Here is a 22094-nt window from a genome sequence, read left to right on the forward strand (position 1 = left end):
TCCCGCCGCACACATCCTGAACCGTTCGGTCCGTCGTCGGCGACGGGCCGACGACTCGTGGGAGCCGCCGGCTCCCGGTCGCCGCCGGTGTGCGCGGCGCACCACGGGGCTCAAGCCTACGAGGCGTACCGATCGGGTGAACATCTGGCCGCTTTGTTCCGATTCATGGCCCACGGACTTACATTGGCTCTGCCCAGAGGGTCGCGCACGTCCTCGAAATGGGCTATCAAGGCTTCAGACAAACGTCTTCGTCGCCGGGACCGTTCGGCCCACCCGGGCCTCAGCGCGTCGTCGGGCAAGGGAGGGGACACGACGCGGATGCGGTGCCTCAGACGTCGCCACGTGGCGGCCATCGCGGCCACGGCCGGTCTCGCGCTGGCCGTCGTCAGCGCGCCCGCTGCCGCCGAGCCCGCGACCACGCCGCCGCCCGCCGAGGCGCCGCCCGCGCCCACCGACCCGGACGAGGCGTACAACCAGGGTCTCGAGGGGGCCCAGACGGTCGCCGTCGCCGAGGCACAGCGGCTGCTGGCCCAGGTCATGGCCGACCTCGGCACGGCGCAGCAGACCTTCGCCGAGGCCTCAGCGGCCGCCGACGACGCCCGAGCCAACGACGTCCACGCGCGGCAGCAGCTCGAGATCGCCGCCCAGGCCGTGGCCCGCACCCAGCGCGAGATCGACGCGCTCGACGCGCAGACCGAGGCCACCCGCAACACCATCGGCACCATCGCCCGCGAGGCCTACCAGGGCAACAACCTCGCCGCGCTCGGCGTGGTGCTGGGCTCCGAGACGCCCGACGACCTCGCGGCGCGCTACATGGGCATGCGCACGCTGCTGCGCACGGCCGACGGCGCCCTCAGCGCCATGGCCGCCAGCCAGGCGGAGCTGTCCAACGCGCACGCGCGCCTCGAGGGACAGCGCAGCGCGCGCGAGCGGCTGGCCGACCAGGCCGGGCTCTCGCTCGCGGCACTCGAGACGGCCGAGGCGGCGGCGCTCGCGGCCCGGCAGGTCGTCGACAACACCCAGACGCTGGTCGAGGCGGCGCTGCAGTCGGCGGCCGACGCCCGGCTGCAGGACTACCAGCGCTACATGGAGCTGTTGCAGTCGTCCACCGAGGTCGGCGAGCTGCTCGCCGCGGCGAACTACGGGCCGGGCTACGGAAGCGGCACGTTCATCCGCCCGGCCACCGGCCCGACGACGTCCGAGTACGGCCCGCGCATGCACCCGATCCTCGGCTACGTGAAGATGCACACCGGCCTCGACTTCGGCCGCGGCGACGGGCGCATCTACGCCGCCGACGCCGGCACCGTCGTCGAGGCGCGGTGGAACAACGCCTACGGCAACATGGTCATCGTCGACCACGGCGTGGTGGACGGCCAGCGGCTCACGACGATGTACGCCCACCAGTCCGACCTCATGGTCGTGCCGGGCCAGCGGGTCGAGAAGGGCCAGTACATCGGCAACATCGGCTCGACGGGGTACTCCACCGGCCCGCACCTGCACTTCGAGGTCCGCCTCGACGGCCAGCACACCGACCCGTGGCCGTGGATCGCCAGCGCTCCCCTGCCCGGCGGTGCGGCCTCCTGACACCCCTCAGGCGACGGCGTCGGCCAGCACCCGCTTCACCGTGCCCAGGCCGGCCGGCAGCCAGGTGGGCTTCCCGCCGGGCAGCCCCTGCTCGCCGGCCCGGCCGACGCTGATCAGCCCGAGGGCGGCGCGCACGGCCCACCCGCGCGCCCGCCGGACGGTGGCCTCGTCGGCGCCGCCGTAGGCCTCGAGGAAGCGCGCGGACGCGCCGGCGGGCAGCAGCATCCAGGCCGCCGCCAGGTCCGTGGCCGGGTCGCCGGCGCACAGCTCGCCGAAGTCGAGCACCCCGGCCAGCGTCCCGCCGGCGGTGGTGACGTTCGCCGGGTGCAGGTCGCCGTGCACCCAGACCCGCGGGCCGGACCAGGCCGGCGCCGACGTCGCGTCGTCCCACACGGAGCGGGCCGCCGGCAGCAGTTCCGGCGGCATCAGCGCCGGCAGGGCCCGCTCCACGCCGTCGGCGACCACCGCGAGGGCCACGCCGCGGTCAGGGCTGGCCGGCGCCTCCTCGGGCGCGGGCCGGTGCAGGGCGCGCAGGAACCCGGCCAGCGCCGCGGCCGCGTCGTCGCGCGTGACGGCGGCGCGGTCGGCCGGCTCGCCGTCGACCCAGGTGGTGACGGTCCACGGCTGTGGGAAGTGCGTGGACGGCTCACCCAGCCGCAGCGGCACCGGGACGGGCAGCGGCAGCCGCGCCGCGAGCTCCGGCACCCACCGGTACTCCTTGCGCAGCAGCTCCGGGGCGCGCTCGGTGCACGGGACGCGCACGGTCAGGGTGTCGCCGAGGCGCCAGAGCTCGTTGTCCCAGCCGCGCGCCGCCAGCCGCACGTCCAGTCCGGCCAGGTCGGGGTGCTGCTCTCGCAGCAGCGTCCGCAGCAGTTCGCCGTCCATCTACGCGCTCCACCTTCCGGTCGCCAGCATCGCGAAGGTGAACAGGCCGAGCGCGATGCGGTAGACGATGAACGGCGCGAACGACCGCTTCTCCAGCCACGACATCAGCCAGGCGATGACGCCGAGACCCACCAGGAACGCGATCACCGTCGCCAGGATCGTCGGCCCCACGCCGATGACCGAGCCCTCCCGCATGGCGCCCGGCCACTCGAAGATGCCCGAGCCGAGCACCGCCGGGATCGCCAGCAGGAACGCGAACCGGGCCGCTGCCGCGCGGTCGAGGCCGAGGAACAGCCCCATGCTGATCGACGCGCCGGACCGCGACACGCCCGGGATCAGTGCCATCGCCTGCGCGAAGCCGATCGCGATGGCGTCGCGATAGTCGAGGTCGGCGACGGTGCGCTCCTTGCGCCCGACGCGGTCGGCGATGCCGAGGATGACGCCCAGCACGACCAGCGTCGTCGCGATGATCCAGAGCGACCGGAAGTCGTCGCGGATGACGTCCTGCAGCACGTACCCGAGCACGCCGATGGGGATGGTCCCGATGATCACGAACCAGCCCATGCGGGCGTCCTGGGGGTCGTAGGTCGCTCGCCGTCGACGGCCGCGGGACTCGCCGCCGCGGCCGGCCGCCAGCGACCGGAACCACGCGGTCACGATGCGGCCGATGTCGCGGGCGAAGTAGAGGATCACGGCCGACTCGGTGCCGATCTGGGTGACGGCGGTGAACGCCGCGCCGGGGTCCTCCCAGCCGAACAGCTCGGGGTAGATGCGCAGGTGGGCGCTGGACGAGATCGGCAGGAACTCCGTCAGCCCCTGGATCACGCCCAGGACGGCGGCCTGGAACCACTCCATGCGTGCGTCGACTCCCCTAGGTGCCGGTCAGGTAGGTCAGGATGCCAGGCCGGCGGCGTCGAGCGCCTCGGCGACGGTGCGCAGCGCGGCGATGCGCTCGTCGAGCGGTCCGGCGTGCGCCGCCACGGACAGCGTGGTGACCCCGGCCGACGCGTACGCGTGCAGCCGGTCGCGGATGCGATCGGGCGGCCCGATGAGCGCCGTCCGGTCGACGAAATCGAGCGGGACGGCGGCCGCGGCCTCGCGGTGCTTCCGGTCGAGGAACAGGTCCTGGACGGTGCGCGCGGCGTCGCCGAAGCCCATGCGGACGGCGAGCGCGTTGTAGAAGTTCTGCTGCCGGCTGCCCATGCCGCCGATGTACAGGGCCGAGTACGCCCGGATCGGCTCCGCACACGCCTCTAGGTCGTCGCCGACCGACACCGGCACCGTCGGGACCACGTCGAACCCCTCCATGGTCAGCCCGGCCGCCGAGCGCCCGGCCGCGATCAGGTCCAGCGACTCCGCCGCGTGCTCGGGTGCGACGAAGACGCCCAGCCAGCCGTCGGCGATCTCGCCGGTCAGCCTCAGGTTCTTCGGCCCGATGGAGGCCAGGTAGAGGGGGATCGACGGCCGCACCGGGTGCACCGTCAGCTGCAGCGCCTTGCCGGGACCGTCCGGCAGCGGCAGCCGCCAGTGGTCGCCGTCGTAGGCCACCCGCTGGCGCAACAGCGCCAGCCTCACGACGTCGACGTACTCGCGGGTCCGCTCCAGCGGGCGCGAGAACCGCACGCCGTGCCAGCCCTCGGAGACCTGCGGGCCGGACACCCCCAGGCCGAGCCGGAACCGCCCGCCGGACAGGCTGTCGAGCGTGGCCGCCGTCATCGCCGTCGCCGCCGGCGTGCGGGCCGGGATCTGCATGACGGCGCTGCCCACGTCGACGCGAGACGTCTGCGCGGCCACCCAGGCGAGCACCGTCGGCGCGTCGGAGCCGTAGGCCTCCGCGGCCCACACCACCGAGTAGCCGAGCTGGTCGGCCTCCCTGGCCAGGGCCAGGTTGACGTGGTTGTCGCCACCGCCCCAGTAGCCCAGGTTGAGCCCGAGCTGCATGCGCCACCTCCCGCGAGACACTCCGGGGGACTCTACCTGTCGGCGGTCCTCACCCCGAGCGCGTGTCCCACCCGGTAGCCTCGCCGCGTGGAACAGCGACGACTCGGGGGAAGCGGGCTGTACGTCTCACGCCTGGCGCTCGGCACCATGACATGGGGACGCGACACCGACCAACACGACGCGCGGGAGCAACTGAAGCTGTTCGCCGACGCGGGTGGCACGCTGATCGACACCGCGGCGTCGTACGGCAACGGCGAGAGCGAGAAGCTCATCGGCGCCCTGCTCGACAGCGCGGTGCCCCGCTCCGACGTGCTCATCGCCACCAAGGCGGGCACGTCGCGGCCGGCCGGGCGGCGCGTCGTCGACGTATCGCGCAGGGGCCTGCTCGATCAGCTCGACGACTCCCTCGACCGGCTCGACCTCGACTACGTCGACCTATGGCAGGTGCACACCTGGAGCGACGCCGCGCCCATGGAGGAGACGCTGGGCGCGCTGGAGCACGCCGTCACCTCGGGCCGGGCCCGCTACGCCGGCGTCTCCAACTACTCGGGCTGGCAGACCGCCGCCGCCGCCGTGCACCAGCGCGCCGTCGCCGGCTCCCAGGCGCCGCTGGTCTCCACACAGGTCGAGTACTCGCTGCTCGAGCGCGGCGTCGAGCGCGAGGTGCTGCCCGCGGCCGGACGGCTCGGGCTCGGCGTGCTCGCGTGGTCGCCGCTGGGACGCGGTGTGCTGACCGGCAAGTACCGCAGCGGCACCCCGGCCGACTCCCGGGCCGCCACCACCCACTTCGCGTCGTTCGTCGACAAGTACCTCGACGCCCGCTCGGCGAAGATCGTCGAGGCCGTCTGCACCGCCGCCGACGGGCTCGACGCGCTGCCGCTCGAGGTCGCGCTGACGTGGGTGCGCGACCGCCCGGGCGTGACGTCGGCCATCGTCGGCGCCCGGACCGCCGCCCAGCTGCGCGACGTGCTCGGCTCCGACGACCTCGAGCTGCCGGCCGAGATCCGCGCCGCCCTCGACGAGGTGTCGGCGCTGGAGTTGGGCTACCCGGAGAGCCGCTGAGCGCGAGTCCGCGCCGCGGCTCCGGGTGGCCGGTGCCCGTCAGTACTCGCGGTCGTCCGGCGTGGGCCCGTACTCGCGGTCCGCGACCACCGAGTACTCCCGGTCGTCCGGCACCGGCCCGTACTCGCGGTCCGCCACGGCCTGCGCCGCAACGCCGGGAGCGGCGACCGCTCCCAGTAGGGCGGCCGCGGCCGCGATGTGGGGCAGAGTTGTCCGTCGCATGTCCGTTCCTCTCGATCGGGAGATCTCCTGCCCGACCATTGAGCGACGGCACCGCTTCAGAACGACTTCAGGGATGCTTCACCCGCGACGCCAGATCAGTCGTCGGTGTGGATGATCTCATCGACGCGGTAGACCAGCAGGTCCTCGTCGGCCACGCCGAACGGGTCCGTGGTGAGCGTCTGCTCGTCCGCCTCGCCGAGCGCCTGCACCCACACCGTCCCGCCGCGCGGCAGCAGCCCGGCGTCCTCGGCCCGCTCGTCCAGGCCGTCGACGCCGTAGGCGTGCAGCATCTGGTAGAGCGCCCGGCCGGGGTGCGACACGTCGGCGACGGCGGACTCCTCAGGATCCTGCGGGTACAGCTCGCCGTACGCCTCGCGGCCGGACAGCATGAGCCGGTCGGCGTCGTCGATCTCGTAGTCGCGGCGGACCAGCACGCCGACCAGTCCCGGATCGGCCTCGAGGTCCTCGAACTCGACGCGCGGCGGCTCCTCGGGGAACTCCCACGGGGTGACCTCCTCGGTGGCGTCGTACAGCAGGTCGTCGTAGCGGTCGGCGGCGATCCGCAGCGCGTTGTAGGCGGCCTGGACCACCGGATCCGCTTCACCGGAGCGAGCCAGGCAGGCATTGAGGTGGGCTTCGAGTGCGTCGGTGAGGTCGTCGAGCGCGGCCTGAAGGCGCTCGGCGTCGTGCGGCGGCGTGGTCACAGTCGACGACCGTACCCGGTCCGGCCGTGGCAAGATACGTGAATGGAGTGGTCGGTGGCGAGAAGCCTCAATTCACGAGTTGCCCAGGCCACCGAGTACGAGTTCCGGCACATCTCGCTCCCCCGCACCACCTCTCGGAGCGCGGCCCGCCGCCTGCTGACCCAGCAGGCGGAGCAGGGCCACTGGGAACTCGCTCGGTTGCGTCTGCACCCCGACGGCACACGCAAGATCGTGCTCCGTCGCAAGATCCTGCGGGTCCGCGCGACGCTCTGACCGCCCAGGTCACAGCGCCGCGCGGACACCGTCAGGCCCGGCGTGCGCGCAGCGCCACCACGGCGCCCGTCAGCAGCAGGCCCATCGCCGCCAGCGCGACGGTGGTGCTGCTGGTACCGGTGTCGGGCAGCTCCTCGCCGTCACCGCCGGTGTCGTCACCCGCGCCGGTGACCGTCACGACGGTTTCGGCCTCGTAGTCCTCGGAGTAGCCCTCGTAGTGCAGGGCTGCAACACCGAGCTCGCCGACCGGCGCGTCGTCGTCGAGGCGGACCTGGAACGTCCACTCCTCGACGTCGCCGGGGGCCAGCGAGTCCAGGCGGAGGCACGAGGCCTCCTGCGGGGTCGGCTGTACGCAGCCCTCGTCGACCCAGGTCATCTCATCGAGGACGTCGAGCCCCTCGACTCCGGTGATGGTGGCGCCGGCCGGCACCGCGAGCTCCGCCAGCCGGCCCGTGACGGGGACGACGCCGTTGTTGCGGGCCGTCACGACGATCTCAACGACATCGCCGGCAGCACCCGAGACCGACGGCGTCGCGGTCACATCGAGCATGCGGAGATCGACGTCGAGGCCGACCGACGTGGCGTCGGCCCCGTCACCGCCGTTGTCGCCGATGACGCGCACCGTGGTGTCGCCGAGCCCGGTGCTCGGCGCCGACTCCGGCATGCGCATCTGGAAGGTCACCTCGGCGGTGCCCGGAGCGGCCAGCGTCGCGTTGGTGTGGCACTCGACGTGCGTGTCGACGACGGCGCAGCCCTCGTCCGGCCGCTCGGTGCCGTCGACCAGCTCGAGCCCGCTCAGGCCGGTGGCAGAGACACCGGTGACGGTGACTCCCTGGCCCGGCTGGAAGTCGATGGAAGCGCCGGCCATGGCCGTGTTGCCGACGTTGCGGATGCGCACGGTGTGCTCGAAGTCCGCACCGGGCGGAGCAGTGATGCCGATCAGCGGGTCGAAGGCGACCTCGAGGTCGACCACGCCCTCGTGCACAGTGACGTCGGCCTCGGCGGTCTCGGACCCGCCCTCGTCGGCGGTGACGCTGTAGGTGGCGGCGCCGACTACACCCGCGGCGTCGTCGGCGAGTTCGATCTCGAAGATCGTGGTCGTGTTGTCCGTCGTGCCGAGCGTGGCGTTCGTGTGGCACTCCACCCGCTGCGGGGTGACGAGCGTGCAGCCTTCGTCGGGCCGCTCGGTGCCATCGACGAGGTCCTCGCCCATGATCCCGGCGATCGTCACGCCGTCGGGCACGGTGAAGTCGGTGCTGTAGCCGACGACCTCTAGTCCCTGGTTGTTCTCGAGGGAGGCGTGAGCCTCCGTCGTGGAGCCCGCCACTCCCGAGATCTCCTGGAGAGTGACGCCGAAGTCGATCACGATGTCTTCGGCGGCTGCGGGAACGGCAACACCAAGGGCTGCGGCCCCAGTCATGGCCACACCGGCCAGTGTGCGGGCCGTAGCCCGCCCGTTGAACCTCAAGGGTCCCCCCAAAGTATGTGTGTAGCAGCGCGAAACGTCTGTTTTGCCCGGGGCAGGCTACATCACGGGGAGGTATGACGAGAACAGGTAGAAGCAGATTCTCATCAAGCGAGGTCGAGGAACCGGTCGAGCACCCGCGCCCCGAACCGCAGCCCGTCGAGCGGCACCCGCTCGTCGACGCCGTGGAACATGCCGGCGAAGTCGAGCTCCGGGGGCAGTCGCAGCGGCGAGAAGCCGAAGTTGCGGATGCCGAGCAGGCTGAACGCCTTGGCGTCGGTGCCGCCGGACAGGCAGTACGGCACCGGCCGGGCGCCGGGGTCCTCGGCGCGCAGCGCGGCGCTCATGGCGTCGACCAGCGGGCCGTCGAAGGTGGTTTCGACGGCGATGTCGCGCACCAGGGCCTCGCGCTTGACGTTCGGCCCGAGGATCTCGTCGAGCGTGGCGGCGAACTCCTCCTCCTGCCCGGGCAGGAAGCGGCCGTCGATGTAGGCCTCGGCGCGGCCGGGAACGACGTTGTGCTTGTAGCCGGCCTTGAGCATGGTCGGGTTGGTGCTGTTGCGCAGCGTGGCGCCGATGATGCGCCCGACGTTGCCGAGCTCGCCGAGCAGGGCCTCGGGGTCGTCGGGGTCGAACTCGACGCCGAAGGCGTCGCCGGCCTCTTCGAGGAAGGCGCGCACCGTCGGCGTGAGCCGCACCGGCCACTGGAACCGGCCGATGCGCGCGACCACCTCGGCGAGCTCGGTGACGGCGTTGGCGCTGCTGACCATGGAGCCGTGGCCGGCCCGCCCCTCGACGGTGAGCTTCATCCAGTCGATGCCCTTCTGGGCGGTCTCGACCAGGTAGAGCCGCAGGTCGTCGTTCACGGTGAGGCTGAACCCGCCGACCTCGCTGATGGCCTCGGTGACGCCCTCGAACAGCTCGGGACGGTGGTCGACGGCCCAGTGGGCGCCGAGAACGCCGCCGGCCTCCTCGTCGGCCAGGAACGCCAGCACGACCGGCCGGGCCGGACGCCGTCCGGTGCGCAGCCGGTCGCGCATGACGGACAGGATCATGGCGTCCATGTCCTTCATGTCGACGGCGCCGCGCCCCCACAGGCAGTCGTCGGTGATCTCGCCGGAGAACGGGTCGTGCGTCCAGTCCGATGCATCGGCCGGGACGACGTCGAGGTGGCCGTGCATGAGCAGCGCGTCGGTGCGGTTCGGGTCGGACCCCTCGACCCGGGCGACGACGGTGGTGCGCCCGGGCTCGGAGTCGAAGACGACCGGCTCGAGGCCGGCCTCGGCCAGTTTCTCGGCCACGTACTCGGCGGCCTTGCGCTCGCCCGGGCCGCTGCTGTCGCCGTAGTTCGAGGTGTCGATGCGCAGCAGGTCGCGGCAGAGGTCGACGACCTCGGCATCGGGAGCGCCGGGCGCGCTGGACGCGCCGGTGGGCGGCTGGCCGGGCGAGGCGGGGGGCGTCGTCATCCGCCTATCCTGACACGCCTCCAGTACTGCCGCTTGTCCTGGTCACGGACCACCACGCCCAGCTTGCCGAGCTCGTCGCGCAGTTCGGCGACGTCCTTCCGGTCGCCCTTCTCCAGCGCCGCCGACCGCGCCCCGAGGACGGCGTTCGCGCCCGCCGGCAGCTCGGGCTCGTCGGGCACCCACCGGCGGAACTCATGGCGGTACGGGTCACCGTCACGCCGCCACGGGTAGCCCTGCTCGGTGAACGCGGCGGCCAGCCGGTCCGCCGCGAGGTCGGACCTCTCGCGGGCCAGCTCCTCGCCGGACCGCCCGGCCAGCACGAGCTCCTTTCCGTCGGCGAACACGGCGCTGACGTCGCCGCGCCCGATGGTGCGGCTCTTGCCGTCGCGGGTGAGCGTGACCTCGTCCGGCCCGACGGCGACGCGAAGCACCTCGCCCTCGGCGGTCAGCGCCAGGACGACGCCGAGCACGACGCCGGCCGCCGCTGCCCCGATGGTGCCGTGCGGCTGCGGCAGGTCGGCGATCACGCGGGCGAGCCCGATGTTCGGCACCCAGTCGGTGTCGAGGATCCACCGCGCCAGCGGCCGGACCGCGAGCCCCGCCAGTGCGCCGAGCGCCGGGAGGCCGAGCCACACCAGCACCGCTTCCCAGCGCGGACGGCCGACGACACTCACTTGATCTCCGAGCGCAGCACCCGCCACGTGCCGAGGGCCAGCGGCACCGCCAGCCACAGCGCGAGCGAGGTGCCCAGCCGGCCCCAGGCCTCCGCGGTGAGGTCGCCGTCGAGCAGCGGCATCGTGGTGGTGGTGAGGTCGAGCCACCGGGCGGGGGTCTCGATCGCGGAGATCGTGCTGCCCAGGATGGTCCACACGGTGGGCAACACGAAGTAGAGGACGATGGCCAGCGGCGTGCTGAGCAGCGCCAGGCCGAACGCGGTGCCGACCAGCACGTTGACGACCTGGAACAGCAGCACCCGGCCGACCCCCTCGGCGCCGAACTCCCAGCGGGCGTTCGCGTCGGTGACCAGCGGCGCGACGACGTTGGCCAGTGCGGCCCAGGCGAGGCTCGCGACCACGGCGCCGGCGGCCATGAGGACGGCGGCCGAGAGCTTGGCCAGGATGACCCGCTCCCGCCGCGGCTCCAGCGCGAACGTGCTCAGCGTGGTCCGCTGCGACCACTCGCCGGTGACGGCCATGATGCCGACCACCGGCAGCAGGATGCCGACCGGCAGCTGGGCACCGCCGAAGAAGTCGGCGAAGTTGCGGTCCTCCGCGCTGCCGGTGAACATCTGCACGATCACCATGCCGAGGGCCACCAAGGCGATGATCGCGAGCAGCCAGAAGCCGGCCCGGGTGTCGGTGGCCTTGCGCAGTTCGACGGCGGTGAGCCGCGCGAGCGACGGGCGGGCGGTGCGGACTGGCCGGTGCGTTCCGGCCGCGGGCGTGGCGAGGGCGGACATCAGGAGGCTTCCTTCTGCGAGGCGACGGTGGCCGCGCCGGCCCCGACGGTTCCCGCTGGCGCGTGGCCCGGCGGCCGGCTGCCATCGTGGGAGTCGTGGGACGAGGTCAGGCGGAGGAACATCTCTTCGAGGCCGCCGGAGTCGGCCGGGCGCAGCTCGAGCAGGACGGCGCCCGCGGCGAGGGCCGCGCGTCCCACGGTCTCGGCGTCGCCGGCGACGCTGAAGCCGCCGTCGCGGGTCGGCTGCACCGACAGCCCGGCCTCGGCGAGCGCCTTCTCGAGCGGCGCGGGGTCGAGCGAGCGGACGTAGAGGCCGCCGGCGTGCAGCAGCTCGTCCTTGCCGCCGTCGGCGACGATGCGCCCGCTGCCGATGACCACCAGGTGGTCGGCCACGGCCTCGACCTCGCGCAGCAGGTGCGACGACAGCATGACGGTGCCGCCGCGGTCGGCGAAGTCGCGGAGCACGCCGCGCATCCAGAAGATGCCCTCGGGGTCGAGGCCGTTCGCCGGCTCGTCCAGCATCAGCACCGTCGGGTCGCCGAGCAGCGCGTGCGCCAGGCCGAGCCGCTGCCGCATGCCCAGGGAGTAGTTGCCGACGCGGCGCTTCTCGGCCGCGCCGTGCAGGCCGACCAGCTCGAGCATGGCGTCGACGCGCTTCTGCCCGACGCCGAGCAGCTGCGCCGACAGCGACAGGATCTCGCGGCCCGTGCGCCCGGAGTGCTGGGCGGACGCGTCCAGCAGCACGCCGATGTGCCGGCCCGGGTTGGGCAGGTCGCGGAAGGCGACGCCGTTGACGGTGGTGCGGCCGGACGTGGGCGGGGTGAGTCCGCTGATCATCCGCATCGTGGTGGACTTCCCCGCGCCGTTCGGGCCGAGGAAGCCGGTGACGGTGCCGGGGACGCAGGTGAACGAGACGTCGTTCACGGCGGTGAAGGCGCCGTACCGCTTCGTCAGGTGCTCGACAGTGATCATGGCATCCACTCTGGCCGCGCCACCCGGCCCGCCGCGTCGCCCCGAAGGCTGCCGAGCCGCGACCTTGGTCTAGGTCCCGATCGACCTTGGTCGCTACCCGCCGGCGCCGATCGGCTCGTAGCGTGGTGTCCCATGACGACCCCTGCCGTGCCGCCGGCGACCAGCCCGGAGCTGCCGGCGCTGCTCCCGGGGATGCTGCGGGTCGACCCCGACGACGCCGACCCGGCCCGCCGCGGCCGGGTCCGCCGGTCGGTGCGCGACTGGATCGTCGACACGCTGTGCTTCGTCGTCGCGATCCTCATCGGCCTGATGACCTACGACAGCGCGATGCAGAACGACCCGCCGGAACTGGTGCAGCTGATCGACCTGATCGTCGGCGCGCTGGCCTGCGTGAGCCTGTGGTGGCGGCGACGGTGGCCGGTGCAGCTCGCCGTCGTGGTGGCGCTGCTCGCGGTCGGCGTGTCCTCGGCTGCGGGCGCCGGGATCGTCATGCTGTTCACCGTCGCGGTGCATCGCCGGTGGCCGATCGCGGCGGCGGTCGCGGCGGTCAACCTCGGCACGGCGCTGGCCTTCTACGGCGTCTACCCCGACCCCGTCCTGGCGTTCCGCTGGATCGTCCTGCTGTCCGCGTCGGTCGTCGCCGCGGTCACGCTGTGGGGCATGCTGGTGCGCTCGCGCCGGCAGCTGGTGCTGTCGCTGCGCGAGCGGGCGCACCAGGCCGAGGCCGAGGCGGCGCTGCGGGTCGAGCGGGCCCGGCACCTCGAGCGCGAGCGCATCGCCCGCGAGATGCATGACGTCCTGGCGCACCGGATCTCACTGCTCAGCGTGCACGCCGGTGCGCTGGAGTACCGCCCCGACGCACCGCGGGCCGACGTCGCGAACGCCGCGGGCGTCATTCGGGCCAGTGCGCACCAGGCACTGCAGGACCTGCGCGAGATCATCGGCGTTCTGCGGGCGCCGTCGTCCGACGACGACCCCGACCGGCCGCAGCCCATGCTCGCGCAGCTGCCCGCGCTGGTCGAGGAGTCGCGGCAGGCCGGCATGCGGGTCAGCGTCGTCGACGAGCTGACCGGAGACGACGGCGCCGAGCCGCCGCCCGCCGTCGCCCGCTGCGCCTACCGCGTCGTCCAGGAGGCGCTCACCAACGTGCGCAAGCACGCTCGCGGCACGGGCGTCTGCGTCACGCTGACCGGCGGGCCCGGCGGCGGGCTGGCCGTCGAGGTGCGCAACCGGATGCCCGTCGGATCGGCCGGACGGGCCACCCCGCCCGAGATCCCGGGCACCGGAACCGGGCTGATCGGACTGGCCGAACGGGTCGGGCTGGCGGGCGGGATGCTGGAGCACGGAATCACCCGTGACGGCGACTTCCGCGTGCACGCCTGGCTACCGTGGCCCGCATGACGTCCGAACCGCAGACGACCGTCACCAGGGTTCTCATCGTCGACGACGACGCACTCGTCCGCGCCGGGCTGTCCATGATGCTCGCCGGCGCGCCCGACCTCGAGATCGTCGGCGAGGCGGCCGACGGCGCCGACGTGCCGGCCATGGTCGAGTCGGCGCGGCCCGACGTCGTGCTCATGGACATCCGCATGCCCCGCGTCGACGGCCTGGCGGCGACGCAGACGCTGCGCAAGCGGGCCGAGCCGCCCGAGATCGTCATCCTCACGACCTTCGACACCGACGACCACGTGCTGCGCGCGCTGCGGGCCGGCGCCACCGGCTTCCTGCTCAAGGACACCCCGCCGGCCGAGATCGTGACGGCGGTCCGGCGCGCGGCCGCGGGCGAGCCGATCCTGTCGCCGTCGGTCACCCGGCAGCTCATCGACCACGTCACCGACGGCGACGACGGCGGCCGCTCCCATCAGGCGCGCGGACAGCTCGGGGAGCTGTCCGATCGCGAGCTCGAGGTGGCGGTCGCGATCGCGCACGGCAAGTCCAACGCCGAGATCAGCGCCGAGCTGTTCATGAGCGTCGCGACGGTGAAGGCGCACGTCTCGCGGGTGCTGACGAAGCTCGGGCTCAACAACCGGGTCCAGATCGCGCTGCTGGTCCACGACGCGGGGCTGGTCTGACGGGGAGGCTCACGCGTGGCGAGCCCGGCCACGTGCTCGGCACGGCAGAGCGTCGCTCGGATGCCTGTTTCGTCGCGATATCGAGGGCGGTCAGCCTTGCCAGGGCGGTCATGTGCTGGCGAGGCTGGCCCACTCGCCGGCGAGCATGGCGTACTCGTACTCGCTGGTCCAGACGCCCTTGACGAACTCGCTCTCCACCTCGTGAGCTTCGCGGCGCATGCCCAGCCGCTCCATGAGACCGGCCGACGCGGCGTTGTCGGCGTCGCAGCGGCCGATGACGCGTCGGAAGCCGAACGTCTCGAATGCCAGCCGCATCATGGCCGTGGCCGCCTCGCGGGCGTAACCGTGGCCATGATTCGCCGAGTGGAGCGCGAACCCGATCTCGGCTCGGCGGTGCTGCTCGCTGACGTTCTGCAGGTGCACCTCGCCGAGGAAGACGCCGTCGGCCGTACGGACGACGGCGAGGTCGAGCACGTCGCCCTCGTGGGCGATGGCGGACTGCTGCATCCGCCTGCCCAGGCCCTCCATGGCCCGCCCGCGCGACCACGGCTCCCAGTACATGTAGCGGGCGACGTCGGGGTGCCCGTGCAGCCGGTGCAGGTCGTCGAGATCGGTCTCGAGGTAGCGGCGCAGCGTGAGCCGGTCGGTGGTGACGGGGAGCGACGGGGCGGGGGCGGCCACCCAGCCATCCTAGGCACACCGCCGTCGCCCACGCCGCGTCCGATTCCCGCCAGCACTCCCCCGCCGCCGGCCGCAGGCTTGATCCATGAGCACGCTGACGAGCACCTATCAGTACCGCACGATCCCCGCGTCCGTGGCGGCCGGGCTGCGCGAGCGCGACGACGCCGGGCAGACCCGCGAGCCGTTCACCGACGCCGAGGGCGGTGCGCCGCTGCGCTGCTGCCTGACCCGCAGCCGGATCGGCGAGCGCATCGTCCTGGTCTCCTACGCGCCGCTGCGGCGCTGGGCCGAGGAGCACGGCGCAAGCCCCGGCGCCTACGACGAGGTGGGCCCGGTCTTCCTGCATGCCGACGGGTGCGAAGGGCCGCGGCACGACGGGTTCCCGGCGGAGCTCGTGTCGGCCCGGCGGGTGTTCCGCGGCTACGACAGCCGCGGCCACATCGTCGGGGGCCGGCTGGTCTCCCCCGCGCCCGGCCACGCCGAGGAGGTCGCGGCCGCTGCCCTCGACGACCTGTTCGCCGACCCGGCCGTCGAGGTCGTGCACGTCCGCGCCGTCGAGTTCGGCTGCTTCCTCACCGAGGTCCGCCGCCCGGTCCGCCGCCCGGTGTGACGGCCGTCCCTGCGGGTACGGAAGCGGCATGACCGACACCAGTGGGTCGACGGAGCCGACCGGCTCAGTGACGTGCGGGAAGGCATGACGGTGGTCGACGCCCTCGGGGAGGAGCTCGGCACCGTCGCCGAGGTCCGGATGGGCGACCCGGAGGCCGTCACCACGCAGGGCCAGGAGCCCGAGCAGGACGACGACCTCCTGAGCACCGCGGCGAGAGGCATCTGGAGTGGTCCGGGCCTGCCCGACCAGGAACGCGCCCGGCTGCTCCGGGTGGGCTTCCTGCGGGTGGACCGGACCCTCTCCAAGGACCTCTACGCCGCGGCCGACGAGGTCCACCGCGTCGACGGCGAGATGGTCCGGCTCTCCGTCCCCGCCGATCAGCTCGTCTCCGGCTGAGCGGCGAGACCGGCCGACCGGCGGGCACGGGCCCGCCGGTCTCCCGTCAGCGCTCGGCGACGACGGTGCCGGCCGGCGGCCGGGCGGCCGGGTCGCGCTCCAGCGCGATGTGCGGCAGCACCCGGTCCAGCCGGCGCGGCAGCCACCAGGCCCGCTCCCCCAGCAGGCTCATCACCGCCGGGACGATGAGGCACCGGATGACGACGGCGTCGAGGAAGACGGCGACCGCGAGGCCGAGGCCGAACTGCTGCAGCATGCGGTCCGGGCTGAGCAGGAATGCCCCGAACACCACGACCATGATCGTCGCGGCCGCCGTGATGACGCCGCCGGTGGTCGCCAGCCCCTCGCGGACCGCGCGGACGGCGTTGCCGGAGCGGCGCCACTCCTCGTGCATCCGCGACACGAGGAAGACCTCGTAGTCCATCGACAGGCCGAACACGATCGCGAAGATCATCACCGGGACGAACGCCTCGACCGGGCCGGCCGGCACGCCGAACAGGCCCTCGCCGAAGACCAGCGTCACCACGCCCAGCGACGCGCCGATGCTCAGCAGGTTGAGGATCGCGGCCTTCACCGGCACCCAGATGGACCGGAACACCGCCATCAGCAGCAGCGCCGACAGCCCGACGACGACGGCGACGAACAGCGGCAGCCGGTCGCTGACGGCGGCGGCGAAGTCCTCGGCGGCCGCCGTCGAGCCGCCCACCAGGTAGGTCGCACCGGTCGACGACTCCAGCGGCGGCAGCACCTCGTCGCGCAGCCGGTGCACCAGGGAGCCGGTCGCGGCGTCCTGCGGCGCGGACTCCGGGAACGCGACGACCAGGGCCAGGTCGGTCCCCTCCAGCGGCTGCGCCGGCACCACGCCCGCGATGCCGTCGGCCGACTCCAGCGCCGACGTCAGCGCGGCGCCGCCGTCGTCCGCACCATCGGCCAGCACGATCAGCGGGCCGTTGAACCCGTCGCCGAACCCGGCGGCCAGCAGGTCGTACGCCTGCCGGCTGGTCGACGACGCCGACTCGTTGCCGGCGTCGGCGAAGCCCAGCCGCATGCCCAGCGCGGGTGCGGACAGCGCGAGCAGGACGGCGACGGCGGCGACCAGCGGCGGAAGTGGGCGACGGCGGACGGCGTCGGCCAGGCGCCGCCAGCGGGCGCCGGGCTGCCGCTTCGACCGCTGCGCGTGCGTCACGATCCGCTTCTCGATCCGCCGGCCGAACACCGTCAGCAGTGACGGCAGCAGCGTCAGCGACGCGAGCATGGTGACCAGCACCGTCAGCGCGACGGCGAGTGCCACGCCCTGCAGCGAGCCCAGCCCCAGGGCGAACAGGCCGAGCAGCGCGATGATCACGGTGCAGCCGGCGAAGATCACCGAGCGCCCGGCGGTGTCCAGCGCCGTGCGGGCGGCCCGCTGCCGGTCCGCGCCGGCCAGCAGCTCCGAGCGGTACCGGGCGAACACCAGCAGCGCGTAGTCGATGCCCACGCCGATGCCGACCAGCATCATCAGCGGCGGCGTGTAGGTCGCGATCGTCACCACGTTGGACAGCAGCACGATGACGCCCAGCGTCGAGCCCACCGCGAAGACCGCGGTGATCAGCGGCAGCGTCGCGGCCAGGAACGAGCCGAACATGAAGACGAGGATCACCAGCGCGGCCAGCATGCCGGCGCCCTCGGCGGCCCCGCCCTCGGACTCCTCCGCGCCGCGGACCGCGTCGCCGCCCAGCTCGACCTGCAGGCCGTCGCCGCCGGCCTCCTGCGCGGTGTCGATGATCTCGCGGACGGCGTCGGCCGGCACGTCGGCGGCGGTGCCGTCCAGCGTCACCGTCGCGTAGGCGATCGTCCCGTCCTCGGACACCGCTCCCGGCGCGTCGAACGGGCCGGACACGTGGACGACGTGCGGCAGCATGCTGAGCTCGCCGAGCATCGGGGCGACCCGCTCGCGGTGGGTCTCGACGCCGTCCTCGGCGTGCAGCACCACCTGCACCGAATCGCCGGCCTGCGCGGGCGCGGCGTCCTCGAGCGTGTCGGACAGCAGCTGCGACTCCGTTCCCGGCAGTGTGTGCTCGTCGTGGTAGTCGTCGCCGACGGCCTGCGACAGCGCCGTGACGCCGGCCAGCACGGCCACCCACAGCCCGATGGCCAGCCAGTGGTGCCGCTGTGACCAGGCGGCGAGCCGTTCCAGCCCCATGATCTCGTCCTTCCTCACCGTGCGGAGTTCTCCCGACGATGACGAGGATCGGGTGACGGCACGGCTCGGCGCGTCCGGCTGGAGTGGACACCCGGCCTACATCCCGGGTTGTGGTCGCGGGTGATCGCGTACGCCTGGGGTCGTCCAGCCCTCCGCGGGACCGTGCCGGCCCGGGTCGGCATCCGCGGCGACGACGCCGTCGCCCATCGAGCTGCGCGATCTCACCTTCACGGCGGTGAGCCGCACGGACCCGTCACCGGTGAGCGGTCCAGGGCCCAGGGCTGCGGCGGCGAGGAGGACGATGACGGCGAGGGCGAGCAGATCACGTTGCCCCGCACCGTCGACGCACAGGACTTCTACTCCTTCACTCTCACCGGCCGGTCCATGGCCGACGACACCGAATGGCGCGCCGAGATCACCTGGTGGGACGGCGAGCGGGTGCACACCGACGTCATGGACGACGACGGCCGGCCTTCCGCGTGACGGCACCCGGCTGATGCGCGGCCAGGCGGTACGGACGGCGCTGGCCGGCATGCTGGCGATGCCGCCGTCGGGACTGGCCACCGGCCTGCTGGCCGCTCCCACCGTCGCCGCCGGATTCGCCGCCGTGCACGCGCTGGTCGCGCGGCTGCGGCGCCGTCAGCCCAGCCAGCCGGGGGTCACCAGCCCGGCCTCGTAGGCGAGCACGACGAGCTGCGCGCGGTCGCGGGCGTCGAGCTTGGTGAGGATGCGGCTGACGTGGGTCTTCGCCGTCGCCGGGCTGAGGACCAGGCGGTCGGCGATCTCGTCGTTGGACAGCCCGGCCGCGACCAGTTCGAGCACCTCGCGCTCGCGCTCGGTCAGCGCGTTGAGGCGGGCGTTCGGGACCGGCTTGGCGGCCCGGCCGGCGATCTCGGAGATCAGCCGCCGGGTGATCGACGGGGCGATCAGCGCGTCGCCGCGGGCCACGACCCGGACGGCGTGGATGAGCTCCATGGGCTCGGTGTCCTTGACGAGGAACCCGCTGGCGCCGGCCCGCAGCGCGCCGTAGACGTAGTCGTCGAGGTCGAACGTGGTGAGGATGACGACGCGGACCCCGGCCAGCGCGGGGTCGGCGACGATGCGGCGGGTGGCCTCGAGCCCGTCCAGCTCCGGCATCCGCACGTCCATGAGGACGACCTCGGGGCGCAGTTCGCGGACCAGCGTGAGCGCCTCGGCGCCGTCGGCCGCCTCGCCCACGACGTCGAGGTCCGGCTCGCCGTCGAGGATGGACCGGAACCCCGCCCGGACCAGCCGCTGGTCGTCGGCCAGCAGCACCGTCGTCACGCAGCACCTCCGTAGGGCAGCCGTGCGGTCACGCGGAACCCGCCCTCGGGCCGGTCGGCCGCCTCGAGCGTGCCGCCGAGCGCCTCGGCCCGCGACCGCATGCCGTCGATGCCGCTGCCGCCGCCGCTCGCGCGGGAGCCGGCGCCTCGCCCGTCGTCGCTCACGTCCACCGTCACATCATCGCGCCCGTAGCCCACGCTGATGGCGACCCGCCCGGCACCGGCGTGCCGGGTGACGTTGGTGAGCGCCTCCTGGACGATGCGGAACGCCGCGAGGTCGACGGCGGGCGCCAGCGCGACGGGGGTGCCCTCGGTCTCGACGTCGACGGCGAGCCCGGCGGCCCTGCTGCGGTCGGCCAGCTCCGGCAGCCGGCGCAGACCGGGCGCCGGCGCCGTCGGGGCCTCCTCATCGTCCACCTGGCGGAGCACGCCGAGGGTGCCGCGCAGCTCGCGCAGCGCCTCGCGGCTGGTCTCCTTGATGGCGGCGAGCGCCTTCGCCGCGGGAGTCTCGCCGCCGCCGCCGCCGCCGCGCGACAGGGCGTGCAGCGCGGCCCCGGCCTGCACGTTGATCAGCGAGATGTTGTGCCCGAGCACGTCGTGCAGCTCGCGGGCGATGCGCAGCCGCTCCTCGATCGCCCGCCGGCGCAGCGCCTCCTCGCGGCTGCGGCGCGACGTGTGCACGCCCGCGCCGACGGCGACCGCGGCGACCAGCCAGCTGACCAGCAGGAACATGCCGGCGTCACCGAGCGGGGATGCGTCGGTGCCGTACTCGCCGAACGCCGAGCCGACGATCGCGAGCCCGCCGATGACCCCGGCCGCCACCGTCCGGCCCGCCGACGCCAGCGAGTACAGCGCGATGATCAGCGTGACCAGCAGCGCGCCGTCGGGGTTGATCGCCGGGTAGTAGACCATCGACGCGGCCAGCGTGACGACGCCCACCGTCACCGGGTACCGGCGGCGGAACGCCAGCGCGGCGCAGGCGACGATCATGAGCACCCAGCCGGTCCACGGGACCGGCCGCACCGCGATCGGGTCGCCCGTGCCGAGCACGGTCGTGAGCACCACGAACACGCCGGTGGCGGCGGCGAGCAGCGCGTCGCCGCGCGGTCCCCGCGTCCACGGTTCCCGGCCCTCGGTCATGGACGGCAGCTTAGATAAGGTCGGGGCTGTTCCGTCCACGTCTTTCGGCCACGTCGTCGCGAGGAGTCCCGACACCATGACCATCGGCACCGGCCGCCGTTTCCCCGACGGCTTCCTCTGGGGGTCGGCGACGGCCTCGTACCAGATCGAGGGCGCGGCCAAAGAGGGCGGCCGCGGGCCGTCCATCTGGGACACGTTCTCGCACACGCCCGGCAAGACGCTGAACGGCGACACCGGCGACGTCGCCGACGACCACTACCACCGCTGGCAGGAGGACCTCGGCCACATCGCCGACCTCGGCCTGGGCGCGTACCGGTTCTCGACGGCGTGGCCGCGGGTCCAGCCCGGCGGCAGCGGGCCGGTGAACCGCGAGGGCCTCGACTTCTACTCGCGGCTGGTCGACGGCCTGCTCGATCGCGGCGTCAAGCCGGTCCTCACGCTGTACCACTGGGACCTCCCGCAGGACCTCGAGGACGCCGGCGGCTGGGCGAACCGCGACACCGCGTACCGGTTCGCCGAGTACGCCGAGCTCATGGCTCGCGAGCTGGGCGACCGCGTCGACACCTGGACCACGCTGAACGAGCCCTGGTGCAGCGCCTACCTGGGCTACGCCTCCGGTGCGCACGCGCCGGGCCGGGCCGACGGCGCCGCCGCGCTGGCCGCCGTCCACCACCTCAACCTCGCGCACGGGCTGGGGGTGCAGGCGATCCGCTCGGTGCTGCCGTCGGCGCGCGCCTCGATCACGCTGAACCTGCACGTCATCCGTCCGGTCGACCCGTCCTCCGAGGCCGACCTCGATGCGGTCCGCCGGGTCGACGCGCTGGCGAACCGCGCCTTCACCGGCCCGCTGCTGTCCGGCGCCTACCCCGCCGACCTGTTCGACGACACCGCGCACGTCACGGACTGGTCGTTCGTGCGTGCCGGCGACGAGGAGATCGCGCACCAGCCGATCGACGTGCTCGGGGTCAACTACTACTCGACGGCGCTCGCCCGGCGGTGGGACGGCGCGCGCCCGCGCTCCGAGGACGACGGTCACGACGACGCCCTCGGCTCCCCCTGGGTCGGCGCCGACGATGTCGAGTTCGTCCGCCCCGAGGGCCCGTACACCGCCATGGGCTGGAACATCGACCCCACCGGCATGACCGAGCTGCTGCTGCGCATCGCGCGCGAGTATCCGGACCAGCCGATGATGATCACCGAGAACGGCGCCGCCTTCGCCGACACCGTCTCGCCCGACGGCGCCGTCCACGACCCGCTGCGCATCGACTACATCGCGCGCCACCTCGAGGCCGTCGGCCAGGCCATCGACCAGGGCGCCGACGTGCGCGGCTACTTCGCATGGTCGCTGCTGGACAACTTCGAGTGGTCCTACGGCTACGACCGCCGGTTCGGCCTCATCCGGGTCGACTACGACACCCTGGTGCGGACGTGGAAGGACTCCGCGCACTGGTATCAGGGCGTGGTCGCGCGCAACGCGCTTCCGGAGGGCTGAGGCGCCGTCAGCTCGGCAGCACGACGATCACCGCGAACCAGGCGGTGAACGCCAGCCAGACGAGGGCGGCGACGGCGAGGGCCACCCGGCCGCGCGTCGTCGCCGTCGTCCGGGCCGTGAGCGCCATGCCCGCGAGCCCGGCCACGAGCAGCAGGCCCAGCCACGGGACCAGCGGCGGCACGCTG

The 22094-nt window shown here is 73.5% G+C and carries 25 protein-coding genes; 10 read left to right on the top strand and 15 right to left on the bottom strand.

Going from position 1 to position 22094, the window contains the following annotated elements; translation table 11 throughout:
* The first annotated feature begins 342 nt into the window (after positions 1 to 342).
* Positions 343 to 1584 carry a M23 family metallopeptidase gene (locus tag E1212_RS08205; protein ID WP_131981165.1) on the top strand — a complete coding sequence of 414 codons (1242 nt, stop codon included), beginning with the start codon at positions 343 to 345 and terminating at the stop codon, positions 1582 to 1584.
* Positions 1585 to 1590: 6 nt separating this feature from the next.
* On the opposite strand, the gene E1212_RS08210 is transcribed toward E1212_RS08205, so the two are convergent.
* The 3 genes from E1212_RS08210 to E1212_RS08220 are packed head-to-tail and all read right to left on the bottom strand — an operon-like array spanning position 1591 to position 4410.
* Positions 1591 to 2469 carry an aminoglycoside phosphotransferase family protein gene (locus E1212_RS08210; protein WP_131981167.1) on the bottom strand — a complete coding sequence of 293 codons (879 nt, stop codon included), beginning with the start codon at positions 2467 to 2469 and terminating at the stop codon, positions 1591 to 1593.
* Positions 2470 to 3324, bottom strand: coding sequence for an undecaprenyl-diphosphate phosphatase (locus E1212_RS08215; protein WP_131981169.1), 855 nt, complete (start codon positions 3322 to 3324; stop codon positions 2470 to 2472).
* A 36-nt stretch (positions 3325 to 3360) separates the two neighbouring features.
* A complete protein-coding gene (locus E1212_RS08220) occupies positions 3361 to 4410 on the bottom strand; it encodes an LLM class F420-dependent oxidoreductase (RefSeq protein ID WP_131981171.1) in 1050 nt (349 codons plus the stop codon).
* A gap of 87 nt (positions 4411 to 4497) precedes the next feature.
* Here E1212_RS08220 and E1212_RS08225 point away from each other — a divergent pair, with 87 nt between their 5' ends.
* Positions 4498 to 5472, top strand: coding sequence for an aldo/keto reductase (locus tag E1212_RS08225; protein WP_131981173.1), 975 nt, complete (start codon positions 4498 to 4500; stop codon positions 5470 to 5472).
* 39 nt (positions 5473 to 5511) lie between these two features.
* Here the strand turns inward: E1212_RS08225 and E1212_RS08230 are convergent, their stop codons facing one another.
* Positions 5512 to 5694 (bottom strand): hypothetical protein, encoded by a 183-nt coding sequence (locus E1212_RS08230; RefSeq protein WP_131981175.1) that lies wholly within the window; start codon positions 5692 to 5694, stop codon positions 5512 to 5514.
* Positions 5695 to 5789: 95 nt separating this feature from the next.
* Positions 5790 to 6398 (bottom strand): hypothetical protein, encoded by a 609-nt coding sequence (locus E1212_RS08235; RefSeq protein WP_131981177.1) that lies wholly within the window; start codon positions 6396 to 6398, stop codon positions 5790 to 5792.
* A 54-nt stretch (positions 6399 to 6452) separates the two neighbouring features.
* Here E1212_RS08235 and E1212_RS08240 point away from each other — a divergent pair, with 54 nt between their 5' ends.
* The gene (locus tag E1212_RS08240) at positions 6453 to 6671 is read left to right on the top strand and encodes a DUF5703 family protein (RefSeq protein WP_238992277.1); all 219 of its coding nucleotides are present in this window, start codon (positions 6453 to 6455) and stop codon (positions 6669 to 6671) included.
* Between the two features lie 31 nt (positions 6672 to 6702).
* Here E1212_RS08240 and E1212_RS08245 read toward each other — a convergent pair whose 3' ends face one another.
* From E1212_RS08245 to E1212_RS08265, 5 genes are all read right to left on the bottom strand, one after another.
* On the bottom strand, positions 6703 to 8037 hold the full coding sequence (locus tag E1212_RS08245) for an LPXTG cell wall anchor domain-containing protein (RefSeq protein WP_131981181.1): 1335 nt from the start codon (positions 8035 to 8037) through the stop codon (positions 6703 to 6705).
* Positions 8038 to 8243: 206 nt separating this feature from the next.
* The gene (locus E1212_RS08250) at positions 8244 to 9602 is read right to left on the bottom strand and encodes a M20/M25/M40 family metallo-hydrolase (protein ID WP_131981183.1); all 1359 of its coding nucleotides are present in this window, start codon (positions 9600 to 9602) and stop codon (positions 8244 to 8246) included.
* Entirely contained in the window at positions 9599 to 10276 is a 678-nt protein-coding gene (locus E1212_RS08255; protein ID WP_131981185.1) for a YqeB family protein, read from the bottom strand. The genes E1212_RS08250 and E1212_RS08255 overlap by 4 nt, the downstream gene beginning before the upstream one ends.
* The gene (locus E1212_RS08260) at positions 10273 to 11061 is read right to left on the bottom strand and encodes an ABC-2 transporter permease (RefSeq protein WP_131981187.1); all 789 of its coding nucleotides are present in this window, start codon (positions 11059 to 11061) and stop codon (positions 10273 to 10275) included. Before E1212_RS08260 ends, E1212_RS08255 begins: the two co-directional genes overlap by 4 nt.
* On the bottom strand, positions 11061 to 12032 hold the full coding sequence (locus E1212_RS08265; RefSeq protein WP_131981189.1) for an ABC transporter ATP-binding protein: 972 nt from the start codon (positions 12030 to 12032) through the stop codon (positions 11061 to 11063). Before E1212_RS08265 ends, E1212_RS08260 begins: the two co-directional genes overlap by 1 nt.
* 132 nt (positions 12033 to 12164) lie before the next feature.
* Here E1212_RS08265 and E1212_RS08270 point away from each other — a divergent pair, with 132 nt between their 5' ends.
* Entirely contained in the window at positions 12165 to 13433 is a 1269-nt protein-coding gene (locus E1212_RS08270) for a sensor histidine kinase (protein ID WP_131981191.1), read from the top strand.
* Positions 13430 to 14104, top strand: coding sequence for a response regulator transcription factor (locus E1212_RS08275; RefSeq protein WP_131981193.1), 675 nt, complete (start codon positions 13430 to 13432; stop codon positions 14102 to 14104). The genes E1212_RS08270 and E1212_RS08275 overlap by 4 nt, the downstream gene beginning before the upstream one ends.
* A 108-nt stretch (positions 14105 to 14212) precedes the next feature.
* On the opposite strand, the gene E1212_RS08280 is transcribed toward E1212_RS08275, so the two are convergent.
* Positions 14213 to 14785 carry a GNAT family N-acetyltransferase gene (locus E1212_RS08280; protein ID WP_131981195.1) on the bottom strand — a complete coding sequence of 191 codons (573 nt, stop codon included), beginning with the start codon at positions 14783 to 14785 and terminating at the stop codon, positions 14213 to 14215.
* A gap of 85 nt (positions 14786 to 14870) precedes the next feature.
* Between E1212_RS08280 and E1212_RS08285 the strand changes: the two genes are divergently transcribed.
* Entirely contained in the window at positions 14871 to 15395 is a 525-nt protein-coding gene (locus E1212_RS08285; RefSeq protein WP_131981197.1) for a DUF1203 domain-containing protein, read from the top strand.
* A gap of 84 nt (positions 15396 to 15479) precedes the next feature.
* Positions 15480 to 15791 (top strand): hypothetical protein, encoded by a 312-nt coding sequence (locus E1212_RS08290; RefSeq protein WP_131981199.1) that lies wholly within the window; start codon positions 15480 to 15482, stop codon positions 15789 to 15791.
* A 46-nt stretch (positions 15792 to 15837) separates the two neighbouring features.
* Here E1212_RS08290 and E1212_RS08295 read toward each other — a convergent pair whose 3' ends face one another.
* Positions 15838 to 17973: an MMPL family transporter gene (locus tag E1212_RS08295; RefSeq protein ID WP_203416614.1), complete on the bottom strand. Its 2136-nt coding sequence runs from the start codon at positions 17971 to 17973 to the stop codon at positions 15838 to 15840.
* Between the two features lie 120 nt (positions 17974 to 18093).
* Here E1212_RS08295 and E1212_RS08300 point away from each other — a divergent pair, with 120 nt between their 5' ends.
* Both E1212_RS08300 and E1212_RS08305 read left to right on the top strand, forming a co-directional pair.
* Positions 18094 to 18456 carry a hypothetical protein gene (locus tag E1212_RS08300; protein WP_131981201.1) on the top strand — a complete coding sequence of 121 codons (363 nt, stop codon included), beginning with the start codon at positions 18094 to 18096 and terminating at the stop codon, positions 18454 to 18456.
* A gap of 13 nt (positions 18457 to 18469) precedes the next feature.
* Positions 18470 to 18652, top strand: a complete 183-nt coding sequence (locus tag E1212_RS08305) for a hypothetical protein (RefSeq protein WP_131981203.1) — start codon at positions 18470 to 18472, stop codon at positions 18650 to 18652.
* Here E1212_RS08305 and E1212_RS08310 read toward each other — a convergent pair.
* Positions 18613 to 19278 carry a response regulator gene (locus E1212_RS08310; protein ID WP_131981205.1) on the bottom strand — a complete coding sequence of 222 codons (666 nt, stop codon included), beginning with the start codon at positions 19276 to 19278 and terminating at the stop codon, positions 18613 to 18615. The genes E1212_RS08305 and E1212_RS08310 overlap by 40 nt on opposite strands.
* Entirely contained in the window at positions 19275 to 20417 is a 1143-nt protein-coding gene (locus tag E1212_RS08315) for a sensor histidine kinase (RefSeq protein ID WP_131981207.1), read from the bottom strand. The genes E1212_RS08310 and E1212_RS08315 overlap by 4 nt, the downstream gene beginning before the upstream one ends.
* Positions 20418 to 20493: 76 nt before the next feature.
* On the opposite strand from E1212_RS08315, the gene E1212_RS08320 reads away from it, so the two are divergent.
* Positions 20494 to 21909 carry a GH1 family beta-glucosidase gene (locus tag E1212_RS08320; protein WP_131981209.1) on the top strand — a complete coding sequence of 472 codons (1416 nt, stop codon included), beginning with the start codon at positions 20494 to 20496 and terminating at the stop codon, positions 21907 to 21909.
* Positions 21910 to 21916: 7 nt separating this feature from the next.
* Here the strand turns inward: E1212_RS08320 and E1212_RS29345 are convergent, their stop codons facing one another.
* Positions 21917 to 22090: a hypothetical protein gene (locus tag E1212_RS29345; RefSeq protein WP_162605390.1), complete on the bottom strand. Its 174-nt coding sequence runs from the start codon at positions 22088 to 22090 to the stop codon at positions 21917 to 21919.
* Positions 22091 to 22094 lie beyond the last annotated feature (4 nt).

This window comes from Jiangella ureilytica (assembly GCF_004348545.1).
GTDB classification, from domain to species: Bacteria; Actinomycetota; Actinomycetes; order Jiangellales; family Jiangellaceae; genus Jiangella; species Jiangella ureilytica.

Bases quoted from the DNA above. Each gene is read 5' to 3' on its own strand.
- E1212_RS08210 (WP_131981167.1), bottom strand. From the start codon at position 2,469: ATGGACGGCGAACTGCTGCGGACGCTGCTGCGAGAGCAGCACCCCGAC.
- E1212_RS08215 (WP_131981169.1), bottom strand. From the start codon at position 3,324: ATGGAGTGGTTCCAGGCCGCCGTCCTGGGCGTGATCCAGGGGCTGACG.
- E1212_RS08220 (WP_131981171.1), bottom strand. From the start codon at position 4,410: ATGCAGCTCGGGCTCAACCTGGGCTACTGGGGCGGTGGCGACAACCAC.
- E1212_RS08230 (WP_131981175.1), bottom strand. From the start codon at position 5,694: ATGCGACGGACAACTCTGCCCCACATCGCGGCCGCGGCCGCCCTACTG.
- E1212_RS08250 (WP_131981183.1), bottom strand. From the start codon at position 9,602: ATGACGACGCCCCCCGCCTCGCCCGGCCAGCCGCCCACCGGCGCGTCC.
- E1212_RS08260 (WP_131981187.1), bottom strand. From the start codon at position 11,061: ATGTCCGCCCTCGCCACGCCCGCGGCCGGAACGCACCGGCCAGTCCGC.
- E1212_RS08265 (WP_131981189.1), bottom strand. From the start codon at position 12,032: ATGATCACTGTCGAGCACCTGACGAAGCGGTACGGCGCCTTCACCGCC.
- E1212_RS08270 (WP_131981191.1), top strand. From the start codon at position 12,165: ATGACGACCCCTGCCGTGCCGCCGGCGACCAGCCCGGAGCTGCCGGCG.
- E1212_RS08275 (WP_131981193.1), top strand. From the start codon at position 13,430: ATGACGTCCGAACCGCAGACGACCGTCACCAGGGTTCTCATCGTCGAC.
- E1212_RS08285 (WP_131981197.1), top strand. From the start codon at position 14,871: ATGAGCACGCTGACGAGCACCTATCAGTACCGCACGATCCCCGCGTCC.
- E1212_RS08290 (WP_131981199.1), top strand. From the start codon at position 15,480: ATGACGGTGGTCGACGCCCTCGGGGAGGAGCTCGGCACCGTCGCCGAG.
- E1212_RS08295 (WP_203416614.1), bottom strand. From the start codon at position 17,973: ATGGGGCTGGAACGGCTCGCCGCCTGGTCACAGCGGCACCACTGGCTG.
- E1212_RS08305 (WP_131981203.1), top strand. From the start codon at position 18,470: ATGCGCGGCCAGGCGGTACGGACGGCGCTGGCCGGCATGCTGGCGATG.
- E1212_RS08315 (WP_131981207.1), bottom strand. From the start codon at position 20,417: ATGACCGAGGGCCGGGAACCGTGGACGCGGGGACCGCGCGGCGACGCG.
- E1212_RS08320 (WP_131981209.1), top strand. From the start codon at position 20,494: ATGACCATCGGCACCGGCCGCCGTTTCCCCGACGGCTTCCTCTGGGGG.